Genomic DNA, 19,489 nt, shown 5'->3' with positions numbered 1-19,489 from the left:
ATCACCCTTTCACCGCGCCGGCGGCAATGCCACGCACGAAAAGCCTGCCGGAAATGAAGTAGATGACGAGCGGGACCAGCCCCGTCAGGATCGTAGCCGCCATGTTGACGTTGTATTCCTTCACGCCCTGCACCGAGTTGACGATGTTGTTGAGCTGCACCGTCATCGGATAGGTGTCGGGGCGGGTGTAGACGACGCCGAACAGGAAGTCGTTCCAGATGCCGGTCACCTGCAGGATGACGGCGACGACGAAGATCGGCAGCGACATCGGCACCATGATGCGCAGGTAGATGCCCCAGAAGCCGGCACCATCGACACGCGCCGCCCGGAACAGTTCCTCCGGCATGGAGGTGAAATAGTTGCGAAACAGAAGCGTCAGGATCGGCATGCCGAAAATGGAATGGACGATGACCAGGCCGCTGAGGCTGCCATAGAGCCCGATCTCGCGCAGGATGATGACGATCGGATAGATCATCACCTGATAGGGAATGAACGCACCGACGATCAGGATGATGAAGAACGTGTCGGCGCCCTTGAAGCGCCAGTTGGCCAGCGCATAGCCGTTTACGGAGGCTATCGCGATCGACAGGATCACCGAGGGCACGGTGATGCGAACTGAGTTCCAGAAGCCGCGCGAAAGTCCGTCGCAATTGAGTCCGGTGCAAGCCGTCGACCACGCCTTGACCCAGGGCTCGAAGGTGATCTCGAGCGGCGGCGAGAAGATGTTGCCAAGGCGGATTTCCGGCATGCCCTTGAGCGAGGTGACGATCATCACATAGAGCGGCAAAAGGTAGTAGAGCGCCACCAGGATGAGCGTGCCATAGAGGAAGATGTTGCGGCGCGAGAACATGTGACGCGGCTTCGGCCCATTGGGTTCCGAGGCATCGGCTCGAATGGTGCCGGGCGGTGCGGACAGGGAAATGGCAGGATCAGACACGCTTCCTGCCTCCGAATTCGAGATAGGCCCACGGCACGATGACGATCATCACCGAGAGCAGCATCATGGTCGAGGCGGCAAAACCCTGGCCGAGGTTCTGGGCGAAGAACATGTAGTCGTAGACATACTTTGCCGGCACCTCCGACGCGATGCCAGGCCCGCCGCTGGTCTGGGCGACGACCAGGTCGTAGACCTTGACGATGCCCGATGCGATGATGACGAGGGTGGTGATGAAGACCGGTCGCATCATCGGGATGATGATGAACAGATAGGTCTTCCACATCGGTATCCCGTCGACCCGTGCTGCCTTCCAGATGTCCTCGTCGATGCCGCGCAGGCCGGCCAGCATCAGGCACATGATCAGCCCGGTGCCTTGCCAAAGCGCGGCGATCGATATGCCGTAGATGACGATGCTGGAATTGTAGAGCGGATCGAAATTGAAGCTTGTCCAGCCAAGGCCTCGTATCACGCCCTGGATACCGAAATCCGGATTGAGCAGCCATTGCCATACAAGACCGGTGACGATGAAGGAGAGCGCGAAGGGATAGAGGAAGATCGTGCGGAAGGTGTCCTCGAAACGGATCTTCTGGTCGAGCAGAGCGGCCAAAATGAAGCCGATGACCAGCGAGAACACCAGTGAGATCACGCCGTAGATCAAAAGGTTCTCGATCGAAATCAGCCAGCGCGGAGTCGCCCACAACCGGTGATATTGGTCGAGGCCGACAAAATTCAGCCGCGGCAACAGCTTCGAATTGGTGAAGGAATAGAGCACCGTCCACGCCGTGCCGCCGACGAACACCACCAGCGCGGTGAGGATCATCGGGATCGAGGCGACCTTCGCATTCAGGTTGCGAAACAGTCGAATGGGGCGTTCGCTCTTGCTCATCGGTACAGCCATGCTGGATCGGGTAAGGGCGGCGGGGGCCCGGCCTGGTTTTGCACCAGGCCGGGAGGAAGGGAATTTGCCTGCGATATCAGTCCGCCGTCGCGATGATGTCGGCGAAGCGCTTCTGTGCCTCTTCGAGCGTCATCTCGGGCTTGGCGAAGAACTCGGAGAACAGGTCCTCCTTCTGCTTCTGGCTGTCTTGCGAAAGCAGCTGGTCTGTCCACGGGATGACGGCGCCCTTGGCCAGGATGGCGAGGCCCTTCTTCATGCAGTCGTTAGCCGCGTTGAGGTCGACGTCGCCACGCACCGGCAGGGAGCCCTTCTTGAGATTGAAGGCGACCTGGGTCTTGGGATCGAGCAATGTCTGGGCCAGCACTTCCTGCGCCTTGGACTTGTCGGCATCCTTGAGCAGCGGGAAGTAGAAGGCATCGCCACCGGTGGCGATGACCTCATTCAGGCCGAGGCCGGGAAGGCAGGTATAGTCCTTGCCGGCGGTCTTGCCGGCCACCTGGAATTCACCTTGCGCCCAGTCGCCCATGATCTGGCCGCCGGCCTTGCCGGTGATGACCATGTTGGTGGCCTGGTTCCAGTCCTGCACATTGGTATTCTTGGCCATCTTGCGCGCATCGTCGGCCGCCTTGAACACTTTGGCGACCTCGGGACCGGCGGCGAACTTGGCATCCTTGTCCTTATAGACTTTGAGGAAGGTGTCGGTGCCGCCGACCGCGGCAAGCAACACGTCGAAAGCGCCGGACGATTGCCAGGCCTGCCCGCCGACCGCGAGTGGCACGATGCCTGCCTTCTCCAGCGCTGGAGCGGCGGCGACATATTCATTCCAGTTCTTCGGCACCGGCACGCCGGCTTTCTCGAACGCGGCATTCGACAGCCACAGCCACTGCCAGGAGTGGATGTTGACCGGCACGCAATAGATCTTGCCATCGATGGTGCAGCTGTCGAGCAGGCTCTTCGGCCGAACGACCTCGGTCCATTTGCCCTTGGTGGCGACATCGGTGAGGTCGCGCATCAGGCCGGCCTGCACCAACTCTTCCGCTTGCCGGCCATGATTGAACTGGGTGGCGCCCATCGGATCGCCGCCGGTGATGCGGCTGATCATGATCGGCCGCGCCGTGCCGCCGGAACCGGCAATGGCGCCATCGACCCAATGGTTGCCGGTGGCGTCGAAAGCCTTGGCGAGTTCCGCGACCGCCGCCGCCTCGCCGCCAGAGGTCCACCAATGAGTGACTTCCAGGTCCGTCGCGGCGGCTTGGCCGGCGAACTGCAGAGCGGCCGTTGCCGCTAACGCGGCGGTCAAAAGTTTGTATCGCATTTCGGTTCCTCCCAGAATCTGAAACGTTACAGATTTTCGATACGGCAATTGCGCGGATGGCGCAACCCCTTGAGCAAACGGGCTCCGACATTTTTTCGAGCCGTGAACAAATTCGGTCGAAAACCCGTGTCGATGTGCACCGCAGCATAGATCGCTGCGACGCAAAAACACCAAACAGTGCATTAAAGCCGGCAAAAATCCGTGATCAAGGCATTTTCCTCTGGAATCCCAAGGGGTTTCGCAAAAGGCGCCATCACCTCTCGGACACGCTCAAGCCTGGCGACATTGGCAATCTGTAACGTTTCAGTATATTGAGCCAATTCTGGCTGGAGCGCATATCGTATCGCAATGACGGCGATTGCCGACCCAGCCTGCGGCTGCTATGCGCCTGACGGGCGGGACGAATGGACAGACGGCGTACGGACAAGAATGACGAGGCGTCGGCGCAAGGGCGGCCGACGTTGAAGACGCTTGCCTTCATGACCGGGCTCGGCGTCACCACCGTCTCGCGCGCCTTGAAGGATGCTCCGGAGATCGGCGCCGAGACCAGGCGCCGCGTCCAGTTGGTCGCCAAGCAGATCGGCTACCGGCCGAACCGCGCCGGTGTGCGACTGCGCACGGGCAAGACCAATGTCATCAGCCTCGTGCTCAACACCGAGCAGGAGATCATGAGTTTTGTCTCCGACATCATATACGGCGTCTCTGAGGTCATTGCCGACACGCCCTACCACCTGATCGTCACGCCTTATTCGCGCTCGCAGGATCCGCTCGACCCCATACGCTATCTGGTCGAGACCGGTTCCGCCGACGGCGTCATCATTTCACGCACCCAGCCGAACGACGCCAGGGCGCGCTACATGCTGGAACACGGCATTCCCTTTGCCACGCATGGACGCACCGAGATGGGGCTGGTTCATCCCTATCATGATTTCGACAACTACGCCTTCGCGGTGGAAGCCGTGCGGCGCCTGGCCGGCATTGGCCGCCGCAGGCTCGCTTTGCTTGCGCCTCCGGTCGGGCTGACCTATCACAGCCACACCGTCAACGGCTTTGCCGACGCACTGAGCGAGGTCGGTGCCAGCGAGATCCCGTTCAGCACCGTGTCGATCGATCAGTCGATCGAGCAGATCAGGACGAGGACCGCGCAGTTGATGCGCCGCGACGTCAGGCCGGACGGCTTCGTCAGCAGCGCCGCCGCCGCGACGCTCGCGCTCGTCGCCGGCATCGAGGATGCCGGCCTCAAGCTCGGTCGTGACGTCGACATCGTCTCCAAGCAGTCGTCGGACCTTTTGCATTTGTTCCGGCCGGAACTGCTGATCGTCAACGAGAACTTCCGGCTGGCGGGCTCCGAGCTCGCCCGCTCCGTGCTCGGCTGGATCGGCGGCGCCGCGCCCGGCACGCTGCAGTCGCTCAGCGTGCCGGGTGAAGTCCTGGCCTACAGGCGTTCGGGCGATTAACCCGCCGCGCCGCTGCCCCACGGGCCGTGGAATGCGCCCTGTTCGCCGATGCGTTCGAAGCCGTGCGCGCCGAAGAAGTCACGCTGCGCCTGGATCAGGTTGGAGGTGCCGCGGCCCTGGCGGTAGCTGTCGAAATAGGCAAGCGCCGAAGCCAGCGCTGGCACCGGCGAGCCGGCCTCGGAAGCCCTGGCCACGGCCCGCCGCAGCGACGGATGCGCCTCCTGCATCATGGTGATGAAGGCCGGCGCCATCAAAAGATTGGTCGAAGCGCCGCCGCTGCCGAAAGCCTCGGCCATCGTATCCAGCATCTGCGAGCGGATGATGCAGCCGGCCCGCCAGATCTTGGCGATGGTCGGCATCGGCAGGTTCCAGTTGAACTCCTTCGAGGCGCCGCTCATCACAGCGAAGCCTTGCGCGTAGGCGGATATCTTGCCGGCGAACAGCGCCAGTTCGAGGTCTTTCAGCAGCGCATCCTTGTCGCCGGAAATTTTCGTCACGCCGATGTTGCCATAGGCCTTTTGCGCCGCCTGCCGCTCGTCCTTGATCGACGACAGAACGCGCGCCGCCACCGCGGCCTCGATCGCGGTCGCCGGAATGCCGAGCTGCTGCGCCTCGATGACCGACCATTTGCCGGTGCCCTTCTGGCCGGCGCGGTCGAGGATGATGTCGACCACCGGCTTGCCGGTCTTCGGATCGTCGGCGGCCAGCACCTTGGCGGTGATCTCGATCAGGTAAGAATTGAGCCGGCCCTTGTTCCAGGTTTCAAACACTGTGCCGATGTCTTTCGGCCCCATGCCCAGGCCGTCGCGCAGGATGCCGTATATCTCGGCGATCATCTGCATGTCGGCATATTCGATGCCATTGTGGATGGTCTTGACGAAATGCCCGGCGCCGTCGGTGCCGAGCCAAGCGGCACACGGCTCGTCCTTGAACTTGGCGGAGATCGCGGTCAGCACCTTCTCGACACGCTTCCAGCTATCTTCGGTGCCGCCGACCATGATCGACGGCCCGTGGCGCGCACCCTCCTCGCCGCCCGACACGCCCATGCCGATGAAGGTCAGGCCCGAGCCCGAAAGCTCGGAGAAGCGCCGCATCGTGTCACGGAAATTGGCATTGCCCGCATCGATGACGATGTCGTTGGCCGACAGCACGCCGCGCAGGGCTTCGATCTGTTCGTCGACCGGCTTGCCGGCCAGCACCATGATGATGATCGGGCGCGGCGGCCGGATCGCGGCGGCGAGCTCTTCCAGGCTGTAGCAGGGAACAACCATATCCCTGAGCGCGCCGGCATTCTCGACGAAAGCGTCGGTGCGCGCCTTTGTGCGATTGAAGACGGCGATGCGGTGCCCGTGCTCGGCGATGTTGAGCGCCAGGTTGGAGCCCATCGTACCAAGGCCGATCAGGCCGATTTCCGCTTTTTCCATCGTTTCTTCCCTGCCTTCGGATTTTGTTGAGACCGCGTTTTGCGAACGATGATTGACGGGCCTTGCGGGTCGCGTCAACCGCCTCGCCGAATTGTGTTGCGCCGAACTCCGGTCGGGGTGCTCGGCCCTACGGCCTGATATCCACCGGCGCTTCGATCTTCACCATGTCGAAATCCGAGACCAGGATGTCGAGGCGCACCGTCCAGCGGCCGGGAACCGGAATGACCAGGTTGTCGACACGCCAGCTGCCGTCGCCGGGCTTGGTCGCCGCTCGCTTCAGCGGCTCGATGCCGGAATCGGGTTTCGACAGGACCAGCGTCACTTCCTTGGCGTCGAGCGGCCCGAAATCGCCGCTCATGATGATCATCGAGGCGGCAACCGGTCCGGCATGGCCGGGGGTGATGCTGAGATCGGCCATCGCCTGCAGCGCGTGGACGTGAACCGAGACCGGCTGCGCCGCCGCGATCGCGAGCGCCCTTGGCGGCGGTGTGAAGCGCCAGCCCGCGGCAACGCCGAAGATCGCCAGCACGATCAGAATTTCGACGCCGATCGAACGGGCGAGCCGGCGCTGCACCTCCGTCGATCCCGCCTCGGCCGCGGCGGTGAGCCTCCAACGGTTGACGGCGGCCAGCGTGAACAGAAAGACCAGCAGCGCGAGCTTGACCAGCAGCAGCCGACCATAGGCGGTGTTGACCAGCGCCACGGGCGTCTGCACCTGGATGACCGCCAGTGCGACGCCGGCCACGGCAAGCACCGCCACCACCGGCATGATCAGGCGCGAAAACCGCCGCAGGAAGGCTGCCGCATATGCGGACGAACCCTTCAGCGCCAGGCCGAGCGGAACAAGGGCGCCGGCCCAGAAAGCAATGCCGATGCCGTGCAGGAACACCAGCGGCCGCGTCAGCCATTGCGGTTCGGCCGCACTGGCATGGCCGCTGGCGGCAAGCGCAACGCCGACACCGGCGAGGCCCGCAAGGGCGAATGGCCTGGCGACCACGCGCGGTCCGGCCAGCGAAAGCAGGCCAAGCCCCAGTGCGATCAGGGCGATCAGCACCGTCCAGCCGAAGCTGGTGCCAAGCCCGGTTCTCCAGATGACGGGCTGTGCCAGATGGGAGAGCGGCGCCCCGAGCGCATCGAGACCCTGAAAGCCCAGCGAAAGCGGCGCCGCCACCAGCCCACACAGGACCGCGGCCGTGACGAAGCGCTGACCGGCTCGTGCTTCACCGGCCAGCCAGGCAAGCGCGAAGGCTCCGCCAACACCGAGGAAAAGGCCTGTGTAGAGGAAGATCTTGCCGATCCAGATCGCCGACCGCAGCGGCCAGTCGACCGCTTCCGACACGACCGGCGGCTCGCTTGGCGCGCCGATCGAAAACAGCAGCGAGCCGCCGACCGGATGGCCGTCGGCGGAAATGACGCGCCAGCTCAGCACATGCGTGCCGGATCTGAGTGCCTGCGGATTGCCGATCTCGACAGTCTGGTCGCTGAGGCGGAAATCGGTCAACGGAGCCGGCGTGCCGTCGGGCTTCACCAAGGTCAGCACCAGTGGCGAGACCGGCTCGCTGAAGGTCAGCGAGAACCGCGCCGGAGCCTGCGCCAGCACGGCGCCATCGGCCGGATCGGTCTTGATCAGCACTGCGTGGGCAAAAGCCTGATTTGTCGAGGCCATGACGATAAGCGCCATGACCACGGCGAGCAGCCCGCCGGCGGTCCAGCCGGCGCGCTTGCCGGTCATCGCGGCCCGTTGAAGTGGAAATATCGCGCTCATGCCACCGCCATCGAACCGGCGGCGCACTTCGCGGACAGAGTGCGCCGCCAGCAGATCATTTCTTCGGCAACAGCTTGATGCCGGGCGCCGGATTCTCCAGCGCGTCTTCATCCTGCCCCGCAGCCGGGATCTCGATCCAGCGGTCGGCGGCGCCGTCGCATTCCTGCACCACCGGGAAGTAGAGTTTCTGGCCGACGGGCAGGTCCGCCGTCAGCGTCGCGCGGAAGACGAACTCGTCGTAGAATTCATCCGGCAGGCTGCCGCCGCTCCAGTCGACTTCCTTGACCCCATCGGTCACCGCCTGTCCGTAGAGCTGGTAGGACTTTTCGTATTTGCCCTTCTTGGTCTGCAGCGTCCAGCCGGGCTTCGGCATCGGCTTCACCGCGATCACCCCTTCCGGAATCTGCACTCGCACGGCGGTCGTCGCTTTGCCCTCGCAACCATGCGGCACGCGCAGGACTGCCTTGTAGGTCGAGCCGACGGCCGCTTCCTGGGTTTCGAGCGTAATGTGCGCGAAGGCGGCATTCGTCCCCAGCGCCAGAAGTGCGCCGGCCGCCAAGAGATACTTGTTCATGATGGTCCCTCTGATCTCAAATTGTAGAACTGGCAGGATCAATTGGCGTGGTCGTCCATGCCGCCGCCCATGCCCTCGACCGCGAACTCGACGTTGACGGTGCCGGCCTTCTCGAAAGTCAGCGTGGCGGAGAATTTTTCGCCCTGCTTGGGTTGCCGCTTCAGGCCGATGAACATCAGGTGATAGCCGCCGGGCGCCAGCGCCACCTTGCCGCCGGCCGGAATCTCCAGGCCGCCGGTAACCGGCCGCATGGTCATGACGCCATCCTTGACGCCCATTTCATGCAGCTCGGCTTTTTCAGAGACGTCGGAGGAAATCGACAGCAGCCGGTCCGATGCGCTGCCCTTGTTGGTGATGGTGAAATAGCCGCCGGCCACCTTGGCGCCGGCCGGCGTGGCGCGCGACCAGGGATGTCCGATCTCGAGGTCGCCGACCTTGAACTCGTGCGCCAGGACGGCCTGGGCGCCCAGGAGCACAAGCCCGAAGGCCAGTGCTGCAATGCCGAATTTTTCACGCAAGCGCGAGAGGATGCGGCCGAACATGATGTCCGCCACGATGTGGAGGGAATAAGACATGGTTGCTCCATGAATTGGCGATCGCGCCGATGCCGGCCGCGAACAGTTTGATCTTTGGATGGGTGCGCCCGCGAAAGGTTCCACCGGGCGAACAAGCTCAGGCCGCCGGAGGCGCGCGGGGATTCGACGGCGAGCGCTCGCGGGCGAAGTCGAGATGGATGCTTGCCGGAAAGACGAAGGCGACCGCTTCGGAGGACAGGCCTGCCAACGCCAGACCGGCATCGGGCGGCGGGGCATGCGCGGACGAAAACATGCTGCAGCCAAGCGTGCAGCAGGCCGGCAAATGAGATGGGTGCTGGTCTTCGCCAGGAAGCTGCGTGGCGCCATCATGGGTACAGATGACGTTGCCGAAGGAATCTAACTGCGCGGCGTTCGGCCCGATGCCAAAGGCGAATGCGCCGAGCGTCGACTGGAGCAGCAGCAGATAGGCCGCGACAAGCGCGACCGGCATGCTCCACCGTCTCCCCTTCTTGTTCAAACGACTTGCCTGTTTCAAACGACTTGCCTGTTCAAACCATCTAGAGAGATACCTATCACGCCCACAGAAGGTCGAAAATCGCCAAATCCAGACTGCGGCAACACGGCACGATCAGGATTTTTGCGGCCGGCTTTCGGGGATCGACGTCAGCAATGTCTGGCGCGCCGACTTCAGGTGCTTGCGGCAGGCGGCGTCGACCTTGCCGAGGTCGCGCGACTTGAGCGCCTCGATATAGGCAAGATGCTCGCCGACCGCGACTTCATTGCGCTCGCGTTCCTGCGCCTTGTTCCATTGGTAGTGGTAGTGGAAGATCATGGCGATGACGTCGTAGAAATCGACGATGAAGCGGTTGTGCGAGGCACGATGGATGAGCCGGTGGAAGCGCTCGTCCAACTCGGAGAACTCGTTGAAGCGCGTCGCGATCTCGCTTGCCAGGAGACGATGCTCCCCGTCCAGTCGATCGAGATCGGCCCAGACCGGGCTGTCCTGTGGCAGCGCCGCGAAGGCGGCGGCCGAGCGCATTTCGAACATCTCGCGGATTTCGGTCAGTTCGAGTGCAAAGGCCCTTGTAAAGCCCTTCAGCACCCAATGGCTGTTGCGGCGCTTCTCGATCAGGCCGAAGCGGGAGAAGCGGATCAGGAACTCGCGCACGCTGGTGGTGCCGACGCCGATCTCGCGCGCCAGTTCGAGCTCGTTGATCTGCATGCCGGCCTCGGCGCCGCTGGCGAGCAGCCGCCGCATGAAGGACCGCTCGATGATCTCGGCCAGCGTGTCGGTCTCTTCCTCGGGGAAGAAATCATCGGGACGCGGATCGCGCAGCACCGTCTTGGCACGCTTGTTCCAGGCGATCAGCCCGGTTTCTTCCATGCGCGTCAGGATGCTGCGCACGGTCGTGCGGCTGACGCCGAGCAGCGCGCCCAACTCAGGCTCCGACGGCAGGCTGCGCGTCTCGTCGAGCAGCCGGAGGCACCTGTTGTAGGCATCCTTGTAGACGTTATTGCTCTTCGACATCCCCTGCCCCATTCATGCCGGCGCTTGCGGCAGCCGGCTTGAAGCGCAATATGACGTTCACATGCCCCTGAAAAGCGGAATTGCTTTCGCCAGAGGCTCGCCCACCGGTTGCAGCACCACTCATCCAAGGCGGAGCCGCCACGAAAAAACAATTGACGCAAAACTGTTTTTTCCCGATAAAAGACATTAACTCTTAACAGGCGCGTGTCAATCCGCCCGCGCATCCCAGGATCACCCAGGAAACGCTCGTGAACGCCTCAAACACCATTCTTCTGTCCCCCGCCGACAATGTCGCGGTTGCCAATGGCCGCATCGAAATGGGCACCGTGCTGCCAGGCGGCGCGCTTGCCAGCTCCGTCATCGAACCCGGCCACAAGGTCGCGATCAAGCCCATTCCCGCCGGTTCCGCGGTGGTCAAATACGCCCAGGCGATCGGCCGCGCCACGCAGGACATCGCGCCGGGCGAGCACGTCCATTCGCACAATCTGGTATTCGAGGCCGGCCGTCTGCCGGTGGTGCCGCCGAGCGAGGCCGAACACGCGACCGAAGCCGATCGCGCCCGCACCTTCATGGGCTATCGGCGCGCCGACGGCCGTGCCGGCACGCGCAACTTCATCGGCATCGTCGCCAGCGTCAATTGCTCGGCCACTGTCTGCCATTCCATCGCCGACACCGCCAACCGCACCTTGCTGCCGAAATATCCCGGCATCGACGGCTTCGTGCCCATCGTCCACGGCCAGGGCTGCGGCATGAGCGGCACCGGCGACGGCATGATGGTGCTGCACCGCACGCTTGCCGGCTATGCCCGACATCCCAATTTCGGCGGCGTGCTGATGGTCGGCCTCGGCTGCGAGGTCAACCAGCTCACCCTCTACGGCCAGAAGGGTGCGGCCGCGGGAAAGCGCCATTTCAACATCCAGGACGCCGGCGGGTCGCGCAAATCGGTCGAAAAGGCGATGGGCGTGCTGGCCGAAATCGCCGAGGAAGTCGGCCAGTTGAAGCGCGAGCCGATCCCGGTCAGCGAGATCGTCGTCGGCCTGCAATGCGGCGGCTCCGACGGCATGTCGGGCATCACCGCCAATCCGGCACTGGGTGCTGCCGTCGACATATTGGCCGGCGTCGGCGGTATCGGCATCCTGTCCGAGACCACGGAAATCTATGGCGCCGAGCATCTGCTCGCCTATCGCGCCGCGACGCCGGAGATCGCCAAGAAACTCGACGGCTATGTGAAGTGGTGGGAAGACCACGTCGCCAAGCATGGCGCCTCGATCGACAACAACCCCTCGCCCGGCAACAAGCGCGGCGGCCTCACCACCATCCTGGAAAAGTCGCTGGGCGCGGTCGCCAAGGGCGGCCAGACGTCGCTCAACGGTGTCTTCGGCTATGCCGAGAAAGTCACCGGCAACGGACTGGTGTTCATGGACACGCCTGGTTACGACCCGGTCTCGGCCACCGGCCAGGTCGCGGGTGGCGCCAATGTCATCGTCTTCACCACTGGCCGCGGTTCCTGCTTCGGCTGCCGACCGACACCATCGATCAAGGTCGCCACCAACTCGACCATGTATCACCAGATGGAAGAGGACATGGACGTCAATTGCGGCGTCATCGCTTCGGGAGAAAAGACCATCGCCGGCATGGGCCGCGAAATCTTCGAACTGATCGTCGAGACGGCTTCGGGCCGCAAGACCAAGAGCGAGGATTTTGGCTATGGCGACAACGAATTCGTGCCCTGGCATCTCGGCGCGACGCTCTAACGTCGACTGAATATCTGCTAGACTTGCCGCGCCGGATAAGGGCCGGCAACGGGGAGGTTGTGCATGGAAAAACGCCGCATCGGCCAGACAGCGCTGGAGGTCACCGAAATCAGCTTCGGCGGCGCCGCGATCGGCGGCCTTTACCGCGCCTGTTCGCGCGAGGCGGCGATGGAGACGCTGCAAGGCGCCTGGGAGGCGGGCTTGCGCTATTTCGACACCGCACCCTTCTATGGTTTCGGCCTGTCGGAACGGCGCTTCGGCGATTTCCTGCGCTATAAGCCGCGCGATTCCTACGTGCTGTCCACCAAGGTCGGCCGCCTGTTCCGCCCGGTGCCCGAGGACCAGGTTCCCGACCATTCCTATGTCGATCCGCTGCCCTTCGCGCTCGACTACGACTATTCCTATGACGGCATCATGCGGTCGGTCGACTTCAGCTATGCCCGGCTTGGCCTGAACAAGATCGACATCCTCTATGTGCATGACATCGGCACCTACACGCACGGCGTCGAGAAGACCAAACTGCACTTTCGCCAGTTGATGGACGGTGGCCTCAAGGCGCTCGAGGAGCTGAGGCGGTCGGGTACGATTTCCGCCTACGGGCTCGGCGTCAACGAAGTCCAGATCTGCCTCGACGTGATGCGCCGGGCGCCGCTCGACTGCATCCTGCTCGCCAGCCGCTATTCGCTGCTAGATCGCAGCGCGGAAGCCGAACTGCTGCCCTTGTGCCGGGCGCAGCAGACATCCCTTGTCATCGGCGGCGTGTTCAACTCCGGCATATTGGCGACCGGGCCCGTACAAGGCGCGCATTTCGACTACCGGCCCGCCAACCGCGATATGCTCGACCGTGTCGACGCCATGGAGAAGATTGCCGGCGAAGGCGGCTACCCGCTGGCCGCCGCCGCATTCCAGTTTCCCCTGCACGAGCCAGCGGTCGCTACCGTGCTGACCGGCACCGCCAAGCTGGCGAACCTGACGCGAAACCTCGAACTGCTCGACATCGACGTGCCGGGGACGGAATACGCCAAATATCGTCCCTACACCCTGGTCCAGGATCTGACGTGAAGCCGGTATCCGTCTCGGTATGCCGTCAATGGCAGGCCCGGCTTCACAAATCCGCGACCTCGCAGGAAGAATGAATATTCCATATTGACTGACACATGGAATTAATATTCCATGTGTTTCCAGAATGGAACGGGAGCTTCTGGCTGCATTTGGGAGGAGCGGCGTATGAATGTGTCTTCGCCCGAGACCGGGCGCGAAACACCGCTTGCATCCGCCGGATCGATGCACTATCAAAACAGCGTAAATGTTTTTTATTGATAAAGTTCTGTTTGGGCCACGCCTATCCGAACGGAGCTTCCGTAACGTTCACCGGGCGACTTAGGGAGGATCCTATGAAATTCGTGACCAGCATTCTCAACCGCCGCGCCGTCATGGCGCTGGCCGCGGCGTCCATGCTCGCCGGCGTCATGCATTCGGCGCCGGTTTCGGCGGCGGACGTGACCATCCCGATCATCGTCAAGGACACCACGTCCTTCTACTGGCAGATCGTGCTTGCCGGCGCCCGAAAGGCCGGCAAGGATCTCGGCGTCAACGTGCCGGAACTCGGCGCCCAGGCTGAAACCGACGTCAACGGCCAGATCTCGATCCTCGAGAACGCCGTGGCCGGCAGCCCGGCCGCGGTCGTCATCGCGCCGACCGAAGCCAAGGCGCTCGGCAAGCCGATCGACGAGGCGGCGAGCAAGGTCAAGATCATCGGCATCGACTCCAGCGCCGACTCCAAGGCGTTCACCTCGTTCCTGACCACCGACAACGTCCAGGGCGGCCGCGTCGCAGCGGACGGTCTTGCGGCGGCCATCGGCGCGGCCAATGGCGGCAAGGTCGAAGGCAAGGTTGCCTTGATCACCGCACTGCCCGGCGCCGGCTCGCTCGAGCAGCGCGCCCAGGGCTTCAAGGAACAGCTCAAGGCCAAGTATCCCGGTCTTGAACTGGTTGCCGACAAATATGCCGACGGCCAGGCCACGACCGGTCTCAACATCGCGACCGACCTGATCACCGCCAATCCAGACCTGAAGGGCATCTTCGCGTCCAACCTGATCATGGCGCAGGGCGTCGGCCAGGCGATCGCCGAGAACAACCTTGCCGGCAAGGTTGGGCTGATCGGCTTCGACAGCGACGAGAAGCTGATCAAGTTCTTGAACGACGGCGTCATTTCCGGCCTCGTTGTCCAGGATCCGTACCGGATGGGCTATGATGGCATCAAGACCGCGCTCGCCGCCTCGAAGGGCGAAAAGGTCGAGGCCAATGTCGACACCGGCGCCAATCTCGTCACCAAGGCCAACATGAAGGATCCCAAGATCGACGCGCTGCTCAATCCGAAGCTCTAGCATCGGTACAGCCGCACAGTTTCCGGGGCCTGGTGCCCCGGAAACGACAGTCATATCGCTTGGAAATCCGTCAGCCTGGGCTAGGCTGCCTCAGCGGGCGTTCAAGAGCCTCGCGGCGTGCCAAATCGTGAGGCCGGTCTGGGAAGCCAGTCTCGGAGGCCCATTTGGGAGGCCCATTTTGGGAGGATTGTCATGACATCGACGGCGCAAGATCTGCACCCTGCCCCCGTTCTGGAGCCTGGCAGGACGATCCTGGAGCTACAGGGGCTGGAGAAGAAATATCCTGGCACCCATGCGCTGAAGCCGGTGACCCTCGCCTTCAAGGCGGGTGAGATCCACGCCATCGTCGGCGAGAACGGTGCCGGCAAATCCACCCTGATCAAGCTTCTGACCGGCGTCATGCCGCGCACCTCGGGTGAGGTCATCTGGGAAGGCAAACCGGCTGCACTCGCGACCCCCCATGAGGCGATGGCGCTCGGCATCAATGCCGTCCACCAGGAAGTCGTGCTCTGCCGCCATCTGACCGTCGCCGCCAACATGTTCCTCGGCGAGGAGAATTCGCGCTTCGGCATCCTGCAGCAGCGCGCCATGGTCAAGGAAGCACAGAAGATCATCGACGATCTCGGCTTCGACCTGCCGGCGCATGTCGTGCTCGGCGACCTCACCATCGGCCAGCAGCAACTGATCGCCGCCGCCCGCGCCACCGTGCGCGGCACCAAATTCCTCATCTTCGACGAGCCGACCGCCTACCTGACGCGCAAGGAAGCGGATCAGCTCTTCACCCTGATCCGCAGGCTGAAATCCGAAGGCGTGACCATCATCTACATCAGCCATCGCATGGAGGAAGTGTTCGAACTCGCCGATCGCGTCTCCGTGCTGCGCGATGGCACGCTGGTCGGCACCAGGAACATCGCCGAGACCAACGACGCCGAACTGGTCAAGCTGATGATCAACCGCTCGATCGAGCAGATCTACCATAAGGAGCATTTCACCCCGGGTGCCGCGATCGTCGAGGCACGCAACCTGTCCGGCAAGGGGTTTGAAAATATCTCGATGACGGTTCGCGCCGGCGAGATCGTCGGACTCTACGGCCTGATCGGCGCCGGCCGCAGCGAATTCGTCACCACCCTCTACGGCCGCCATCGCAAATCGGCCGGCCATATCCTGTGGGAAGGCAAGGACGTTCTGGTCAATTCCGAGCACGACGCGATCAGGCTCGGCATGGCGCTAGCGCCTGAAAGCCGCCGCGACCAGGGCCTCTGTCTCAATCTGCCGGTCGGCTTCAATCTCAACCTGCCGATCTACAAGCGCATCTCGAACAATCTGCTGATCTCCGGCGTGCAGGAAAAAACCCAGGCCGACCGCCAGATCGCCGATCTCAGGATCAAGACGCCGACGCGCAATGCACTGGCCTCCAGCCTGTCGGGCGGCAACCAGCAGAAGATCGTCATCGGCAAATGGCTGGCGCATGGCGCCAAGCTGTTCATCTTCGACGAGCCGACGGTCGGCGTCGATGTTGGCACCAAGGCCGAGATCTATCGCCTGTTCAGCGCGCTCTTGTCGAAGGGCGCCGGCATTATCCTGATCTCGTCCTATCTGCCGGAGGTCTATGAGCTTGCCGACACGCTGCATGTGTTCCGCCGCGGCAAACTGGTGGCGACACACGGGTTCCGCACCGCCGATCACGAGGAAATTCTCACTCAGGCGCTCGCCGAGAAACAAGAAAAGCTGGGAGGACAGATATGAGCACCGAGGCGATTCCTGCTGAAAAACCGAAGCGCAACTACAACGCCTTGTTCGGACTGACGCTGCTGGCGCTGCTGGTGCTGCTGTGGGTCATCCTGTCGCTATCGACGTCGAGCTTCGCCTCCGCGAACAACATCTCGAACCTCTTGCGCCAGGGCTCGATGATCGCCATCCTGGCTGTCGGCCAGACCTTCGTCATCATCACCGGAGGCATCGACCTCTCTGTCGGCGCCGTGGTCGGCTTCGCCACCGTCATTGCGGCGATGCTGATCAATGCCGGCATACCAGTGTTCCTCGCCATCCTGATCACGCTGCTGGTGGGCGTCGCCATCGGCTTGTTCCATGGTTTTGGCATCGTCAAGATGGGGCTGCCGCCCTTCATCATCACGCTGGCGACGCTGACATCCTTGCGCGGCATCGGCCTTCTGATGACCAACGGCAACTCGATCTCGATCAACAACGATGCCTTCCAGGTATTCTCGCGCAACTCCTTCCTCGGTGTCCCCAATCTGTTCTGGATGGTCATCCTGGTCGGCATTCCGGCCTATGTCTTCCTGCATCACAGCCGCTGGGGGCGTTACCTCTTCTCCGTCGGCTCCAACGCCGAAGCCTCGCGCCTGTCGGGCGTCAACGTCCAGCGCACCATCTACATGGCCTACACGCTGTCGGGTCTGTGCGCTGCCTTCGTCGGCGTGCTCTTGGCCTCGCGCATCGGCATCGGCAACCCGACCCAGGCCGAGGGCTGGGAACTGCAGGCGATCGCGTCCTCGGTGATCGGCGGCACCTCGCTGTTCGGCGCGGTCGGCTCGGTGCATGGCCCGCTGCTCGGCGCCTTCATCTTGGCCACCATCAACAACGGCGCCAATCTCTTGAACGTCAACGCCTTCTGGCAAAGGATCATCACCGGCGTTCTGATCATCGTCATCGTCTATTTCGACGGCCTGCGCCGTCGCGGGGGCAAGTGACCACCACTTAAATCGATCGCCGGCCCGTATGAAGATGGGCCGGCGACTTCATGATCGACTGGATTGAAAGCATGAAAGCCGTCGTCTGCCGCTCGCCCGGCGAGCTTGTCCTGGAGGATCGCCCGGCGCCAGGAGCCCCCCCTGCCGGCTGGGCGCTGGTCGCGGTCAGCCATGTCGGCATCTGCGGCACCGATTATCACATCTTCGAAGGCAAGCACCCGTTCCTCGCCTATCCCCGCATCATGGGCCACGAAGTGTCGGGAACGATCGTCGAGGTCGGCGAAGGCGTCGACCTGGCAATTGGTGAGCCGGTCGTCATCAATCCCTACCTGTCCTGCGGCAAATGCATCGCCTGCCGGCACGGCAAGCCGAATTGCTGCGTCAGGATCGAGGTGCTCGGCGTCCATCGCGACGGTGCCATGTGCGAACATATTCTTGTCCCGGCCCAAAATCTCTACCCGGCGAACGGCCTGTCGCTGGCGGACGCCGCCGCCGTCGAATTCCTGGCCATCGGGGCGCATGCCGTGCGCCGCTCGCGCGCCGATCCCGATGCCCGCACGCTGGTCATCGGCGCCGGCCCGATCGGCCTCGGCACCGCCATCTTCGCCCGCATCGCCGGGCTCGACGTGACGCTGCTCGACATGAGCACCGAGAGACTTGCCTTCGCCGCAACAGAACTCGGCTTCAAGACCCTCGACGGCTCGCGCGGCGCGGTGCCCGATCTGGTCAGGGACGCGACATCAGGCGAAGGTTTCGACGTGGTCTTCGACGCCACCGGCAACACCCGGTCGGTGCAGTCGGCCTTCGCCCATGTCGCCCATGGCGGCTCGCTGGTGTTGGTCAGCGTCGTCAAGGACGACATCGTCTTTTCCGATCCCGAATTCCACAAGCGCGAGATGACGCTGATCGGCAGCCGCAATGCCTTGCGCGCCGACTTCGACCATGTCGCCGCCTCGATCCGCAACGGTACGGTGCCATTGGCCAAGCTCGTCACCCACCGCACCACACTCGACGGCACGCCGCGCGATCTCACCCGCTGGGCGCATGAGAAATCCGGCCTGATCAAGGCCGTGATCGAGATCGGGTCATAACCTGGCAGACGTCGGGCCCGGCCCGAATTGACGACGTCCCGCGCAGGTCGACCCCCACTCCGTCTCGGCTTCGCCGAGCGACCTCTCCCCCGATCGACGGGGTAGAGGAAGGGCGCAAGCCTGTTGTAGCCAGCGCTCCTTAACCAGACTCCCTCCTCTGCCAGCGGACTCCCTTCCTCTCCCTCCGGAGGGGGGAGAGGTGGCTCGGCGAAGCCGAGACGGAGTGGGGGAAGGCGGTCCTCAAATGCGCCGCCGCTGACAAGTGACCGCGACCGAGTTGGGCTGATGTCAGCGTGAGCCAGATAATCACGATCTCGTACAAGGCCGGCAATCCCTACAGCGCCGACAGCTTCAACTCCACCCGCTCTGCCGAGAAACGCGTCTCGGAAAACTGGATCGGCTGGCCGTCAGGCGTGACGTTGATGGCGGCCGTGACCAGTACGATGGCGCCCGGCTGCAAGCCGAGATCGGCAAGATCGCCCGCATCGGCGTGGCGCGCCGACAGCACGGTCGATTGCCGGAGATAATCGTCAATGCCGAAACGCGCCAGCGACGCGGTGATCGAGCCCGTCTGCGCCATGGCCTTGTCGATGCCGGCAAAGCGCCTGGCATCGAACCAGCTGGCCGCGCGCGACACCGGCCGGCCATCCGCTTCGCCGCGCGTCTCCAGCCTTATCACCTCGGCACCCTTGGCCAGGCTAAGACCCTCGGCGACGCGCTGGCTGGCCGGCTCGACCGAGGAATCCAGCAGCACGGTGTGCCGCTCCGACGTCTGCCCTTGCAGGCCTGTCGAGAAGCGGGTGCGCGCGCCGATCGGATAGGACAGCCGCTTGCGCGACAGCACGAAAGTGCCGCGTCCCTGCTCGGCTCGCAAAACCCCTTCCTGGACGAGGGCTGATATGGCGCTGCGCACCGTATGACGGTTGACGCCATAGCGCTCGGCCAGCGCCACCTCCGGCGGCAGTGCGGCATTCTCCGCGAAATCGCCTGTCGCGATCGCGTGCAGGATCTTGTCGGCGATCTGCCGCCACAGTGAAACGCCGCTGCGCCGCTCGATGCTGTCAGCCGCTATCTGCCCGATCATGACTTGCCCCACCCCAGCTTCTGTCGCC

Annotated in this window: 17 protein-coding genes; 7 read left to right on the top strand and 10 right to left on the bottom strand. The window is 63.4% G+C overall.

The window, feature by feature from the left end; genetic code table 11:
• Position 1: 1 nt before the first annotated feature.
• The 3 genes from LB568_RS11435 to LB568_RS11425 form a co-directional block, all read right to left on the bottom strand.
• Positions 2-922 carry a carbohydrate ABC transporter permease gene (locus LB568_RS11435; RefSeq protein ID WP_049802444.1) on the bottom strand — a complete coding sequence of 307 codons (921 nt, stop codon included), beginning with the start codon at positions 920-922 and terminating at the stop codon, positions 2-4.
• 7 nt (positions 923-929) lie between these two features.
• Positions 930-1,823: a carbohydrate ABC transporter permease gene (locus tag LB568_RS11430; RefSeq protein WP_224730171.1), complete on the bottom strand. Its 894-nt coding sequence runs from the start codon at positions 1,821-1,823 to the stop codon at positions 930-932.
• 88 nt (positions 1,824-1,911) lie between these two features.
• Complete coding sequence (locus LB568_RS11425; RefSeq protein WP_224730170.1) at positions 1,912-3,150, bottom strand: ABC transporter substrate-binding protein; 1,239 nt, start codon at positions 3,148-3,150, stop codon at positions 1,912-1,914.
• Positions 3,151-3,554: 404 nt separating this feature from the next.
• Between LB568_RS11425 and LB568_RS11420 the strand changes: the two genes are divergently transcribed.
• Positions 3,555-4,607 carry a LacI family transcriptional regulator gene (locus LB568_RS11420; RefSeq protein WP_023763999.1) on the top strand — a complete coding sequence of 351 codons (1,053 nt, stop codon included), beginning with the start codon at positions 3,555-3,557 and terminating at the stop codon, positions 4,605-4,607.
• On the opposite strand, the gene gndA is transcribed toward LB568_RS11420, so the two are convergent.
• The 6 genes from gndA to LB568_RS11390 form a co-directional block, all read right to left on the bottom strand.
• The gene (gene gndA, locus LB568_RS11415; RefSeq protein ID WP_013892945.1) at positions 4,604-6,031 is read right to left on the bottom strand and encodes an NADP-dependent phosphogluconate dehydrogenase; all 1,428 of its coding nucleotides are present in this window, start codon (positions 6,029-6,031) and stop codon (positions 4,604-4,606) included. The genes LB568_RS11420 and gndA overlap by 4 nt on opposite strands.
• Positions 6,032-6,158: 127 nt before the next feature.
• Positions 6,159-7,796 (bottom strand): copper resistance CopC/CopD family protein, encoded by a 1,638-nt coding sequence (locus tag LB568_RS11410; protein WP_224730169.1) that lies wholly within the window; start codon positions 7,794-7,796, stop codon positions 6,159-6,161.
• A gap of 55 nt (positions 7,797-7,851) precedes the next feature.
• Entirely contained in the window at positions 7,852-8,370 is a 519-nt protein-coding gene (locus LB568_RS11405) for a YcnI family protein (protein WP_224730168.1), read from the bottom strand.
• Positions 8,371-8,408: 38 nt separating this feature from the next.
• Entirely contained in the window at positions 8,409-8,945 is a 537-nt protein-coding gene (locus LB568_RS11400; RefSeq protein WP_224730167.1) for a copper chaperone PCu(A)C, read from the bottom strand.
• Between the two features lie 97 nt (positions 8,946-9,042).
• Positions 9,043-9,396 (bottom strand): DUF2946 family protein, encoded by a 354-nt coding sequence (locus LB568_RS11395; protein WP_224730166.1) that lies wholly within the window; start codon positions 9,394-9,396, stop codon positions 9,043-9,045.
• A 138-nt stretch (positions 9,397-9,534) separates the two neighbouring features.
• Complete coding sequence (locus LB568_RS11390; protein WP_023779223.1) at positions 9,535-10,434, bottom strand: GntR family transcriptional regulator; 900 nt, start codon at positions 10,432-10,434, stop codon at positions 9,535-9,537.
• Positions 10,435-10,682: 248 nt separating this feature from the next.
• Here LB568_RS11390 and LB568_RS11385 point away from each other — a divergent pair, with 248 nt between their 5' ends.
• From LB568_RS11385 to LB568_RS11360, 6 genes are all read left to right on the top strand, one after another.
• Positions 10,683-12,188, top strand: coding sequence for a UxaA family hydrolase (locus LB568_RS11385; protein WP_224730165.1), 1,506 nt, complete (start codon positions 10,683-10,685; stop codon positions 12,186-12,188).
• 63 nt (positions 12,189-12,251) lie between these two features.
• Complete coding sequence (locus LB568_RS11380) at positions 12,252-13,250, top strand: aldo/keto reductase (RefSeq protein WP_224730164.1); 999 nt, start codon at positions 12,252-12,254, stop codon at positions 13,248-13,250.
• 332 nt (positions 13,251-13,582) lie between these two features.
• Positions 13,583-14,575: an ABC transporter substrate-binding protein gene (locus LB568_RS11375; RefSeq protein WP_013892937.1), complete on the top strand. Its 993-nt coding sequence runs from the start codon at positions 13,583-13,585 to the stop codon at positions 14,573-14,575.
• A 192-nt stretch (positions 14,576-14,767) separates the two neighbouring features.
• Positions 14,768-16,321 (top strand): sugar ABC transporter ATP-binding protein, encoded by a 1,554-nt coding sequence (locus tag LB568_RS11370; RefSeq protein WP_013892936.1) that lies wholly within the window; start codon positions 14,768-14,770, stop codon positions 16,319-16,321.
• A complete protein-coding gene (locus tag LB568_RS11365) occupies positions 16,318-17,286 on the top strand; it encodes an ABC transporter permease (RefSeq protein ID WP_013892935.1) in 969 nt (322 codons plus the stop codon). Before LB568_RS11370 ends, LB568_RS11365 begins: the two co-directional genes overlap by 4 nt.
• 71 nt (positions 17,287-17,357) lie before the next feature.
• A complete protein-coding gene (locus LB568_RS11360) occupies positions 17,358-18,377 on the top strand; it encodes a zinc-binding alcohol dehydrogenase family protein (protein ID WP_224730163.1) in 1,020 nt (339 codons plus the stop codon).
• 334 nt (positions 18,378-18,711) lie between these two features.
• Here the strand turns inward: LB568_RS11360 and phnF are convergent, their stop codons facing one another.
• Positions 18,712-19,461 (bottom strand): phosphonate metabolism transcriptional regulator PhnF, encoded by a 750-nt coding sequence (gene phnF, locus LB568_RS11355; protein WP_224730162.1) that lies wholly within the window; start codon positions 19,459-19,461, stop codon positions 18,712-18,714.
• Positions 19,462-19,489 lie beyond the last annotated feature (28 nt).

Source organism: Mesorhizobium sp. B263B2A, from assembly GCF_020165775.1.
Classification (GTDB): domain Bacteria; phylum Pseudomonadota; class Alphaproteobacteria; order Rhizobiales; family Rhizobiaceae; genus Mesorhizobium; species Mesorhizobium opportunistum.
Note: the sequence above shows the minus strand (reverse complement) of the source record. Positions and strands in the feature narration are given on the sequence as shown.

Bases quoted from the DNA above. Each gene is read 5' to 3' on its own strand.
- LB568_RS11375 (WP_013892937.1), top strand. From the start codon at position 13,583: ATGAAATTCGTGACCAGCATTCTCAACCGCCGCGCCGTCATGGCGCTG.
- LB568_RS11430 (WP_224730171.1), bottom strand. From the start codon at position 1,823: ATGAGCAAGAGCGAACGCCCCATTCGACTGTTTCGCAACCTGAATGCG.
- LB568_RS11420 (WP_023763999.1), top strand. From the start codon at position 3,555: ATGGACAGACGGCGTACGGACAAGAATGACGAGGCGTCGGCGCAAGGG.
- gndA (WP_013892945.1), bottom strand. From the start codon at position 6,031: ATGGAAAAAGCGGAAATCGGCCTGATCGGCCTTGGTACGATGGGCTCC.
- LB568_RS11410 (WP_224730169.1), bottom strand. From the start codon at position 7,796: ATGAGCGCGATATTTCCACTTCAACGGGCCGCGATGACCGGCAAGCGC.
- LB568_RS11360 (WP_224730163.1), top strand. From the start codon at position 17,358: ATGAAAGCCGTCGTCTGCCGCTCGCCCGGCGAGCTTGTCCTGGAGGAT.
- LB568_RS11370 (WP_013892936.1), top strand. From the start codon at position 14,768: ATGACATCGACGGCGCAAGATCTGCACCCTGCCCCCGTTCTGGAGCCT.
- LB568_RS11390 (WP_023779223.1), bottom strand. From the start codon at position 10,434: ATGTCGAAGAGCAATAACGTCTACAAGGATGCCTACAACAGGTGCCTC.
- LB568_RS11400 (WP_224730167.1), bottom strand. From the start codon at position 8,945: ATGTCTTATTCCCTCCACATCGTGGCGGACATCATGTTCGGCCGCATC.
- phnF (WP_224730162.1), bottom strand. From the start codon at position 19,461: ATGATCGGGCAGATAGCGGCTGACAGCATCGAGCGGCGCAGCGGCGTT.
- LB568_RS11395 (WP_224730166.1), bottom strand. From the start codon at position 9,396: ATGCCGGTCGCGCTTGTCGCGGCCTATCTGCTGCTGCTCCAGTCGACG.
- LB568_RS11405 (WP_224730168.1), bottom strand. From the start codon at position 8,370: ATGAACAAGTATCTCTTGGCGGCCGGCGCACTTCTGGCGCTGGGGACG.
- LB568_RS11365 (WP_013892935.1), top strand. From the start codon at position 16,318: ATGAGCACCGAGGCGATTCCTGCTGAAAAACCGAAGCGCAACTACAAC.
- LB568_RS11425 (WP_224730170.1), bottom strand. From the start codon at position 3,150: ATGCGATACAAACTTTTGACCGCCGCGTTAGCGGCAACGGCCGCTCTG.
- LB568_RS11380 (WP_224730164.1), top strand. From the start codon at position 12,252: ATGGAAAAACGCCGCATCGGCCAGACAGCGCTGGAGGTCACCGAAATC.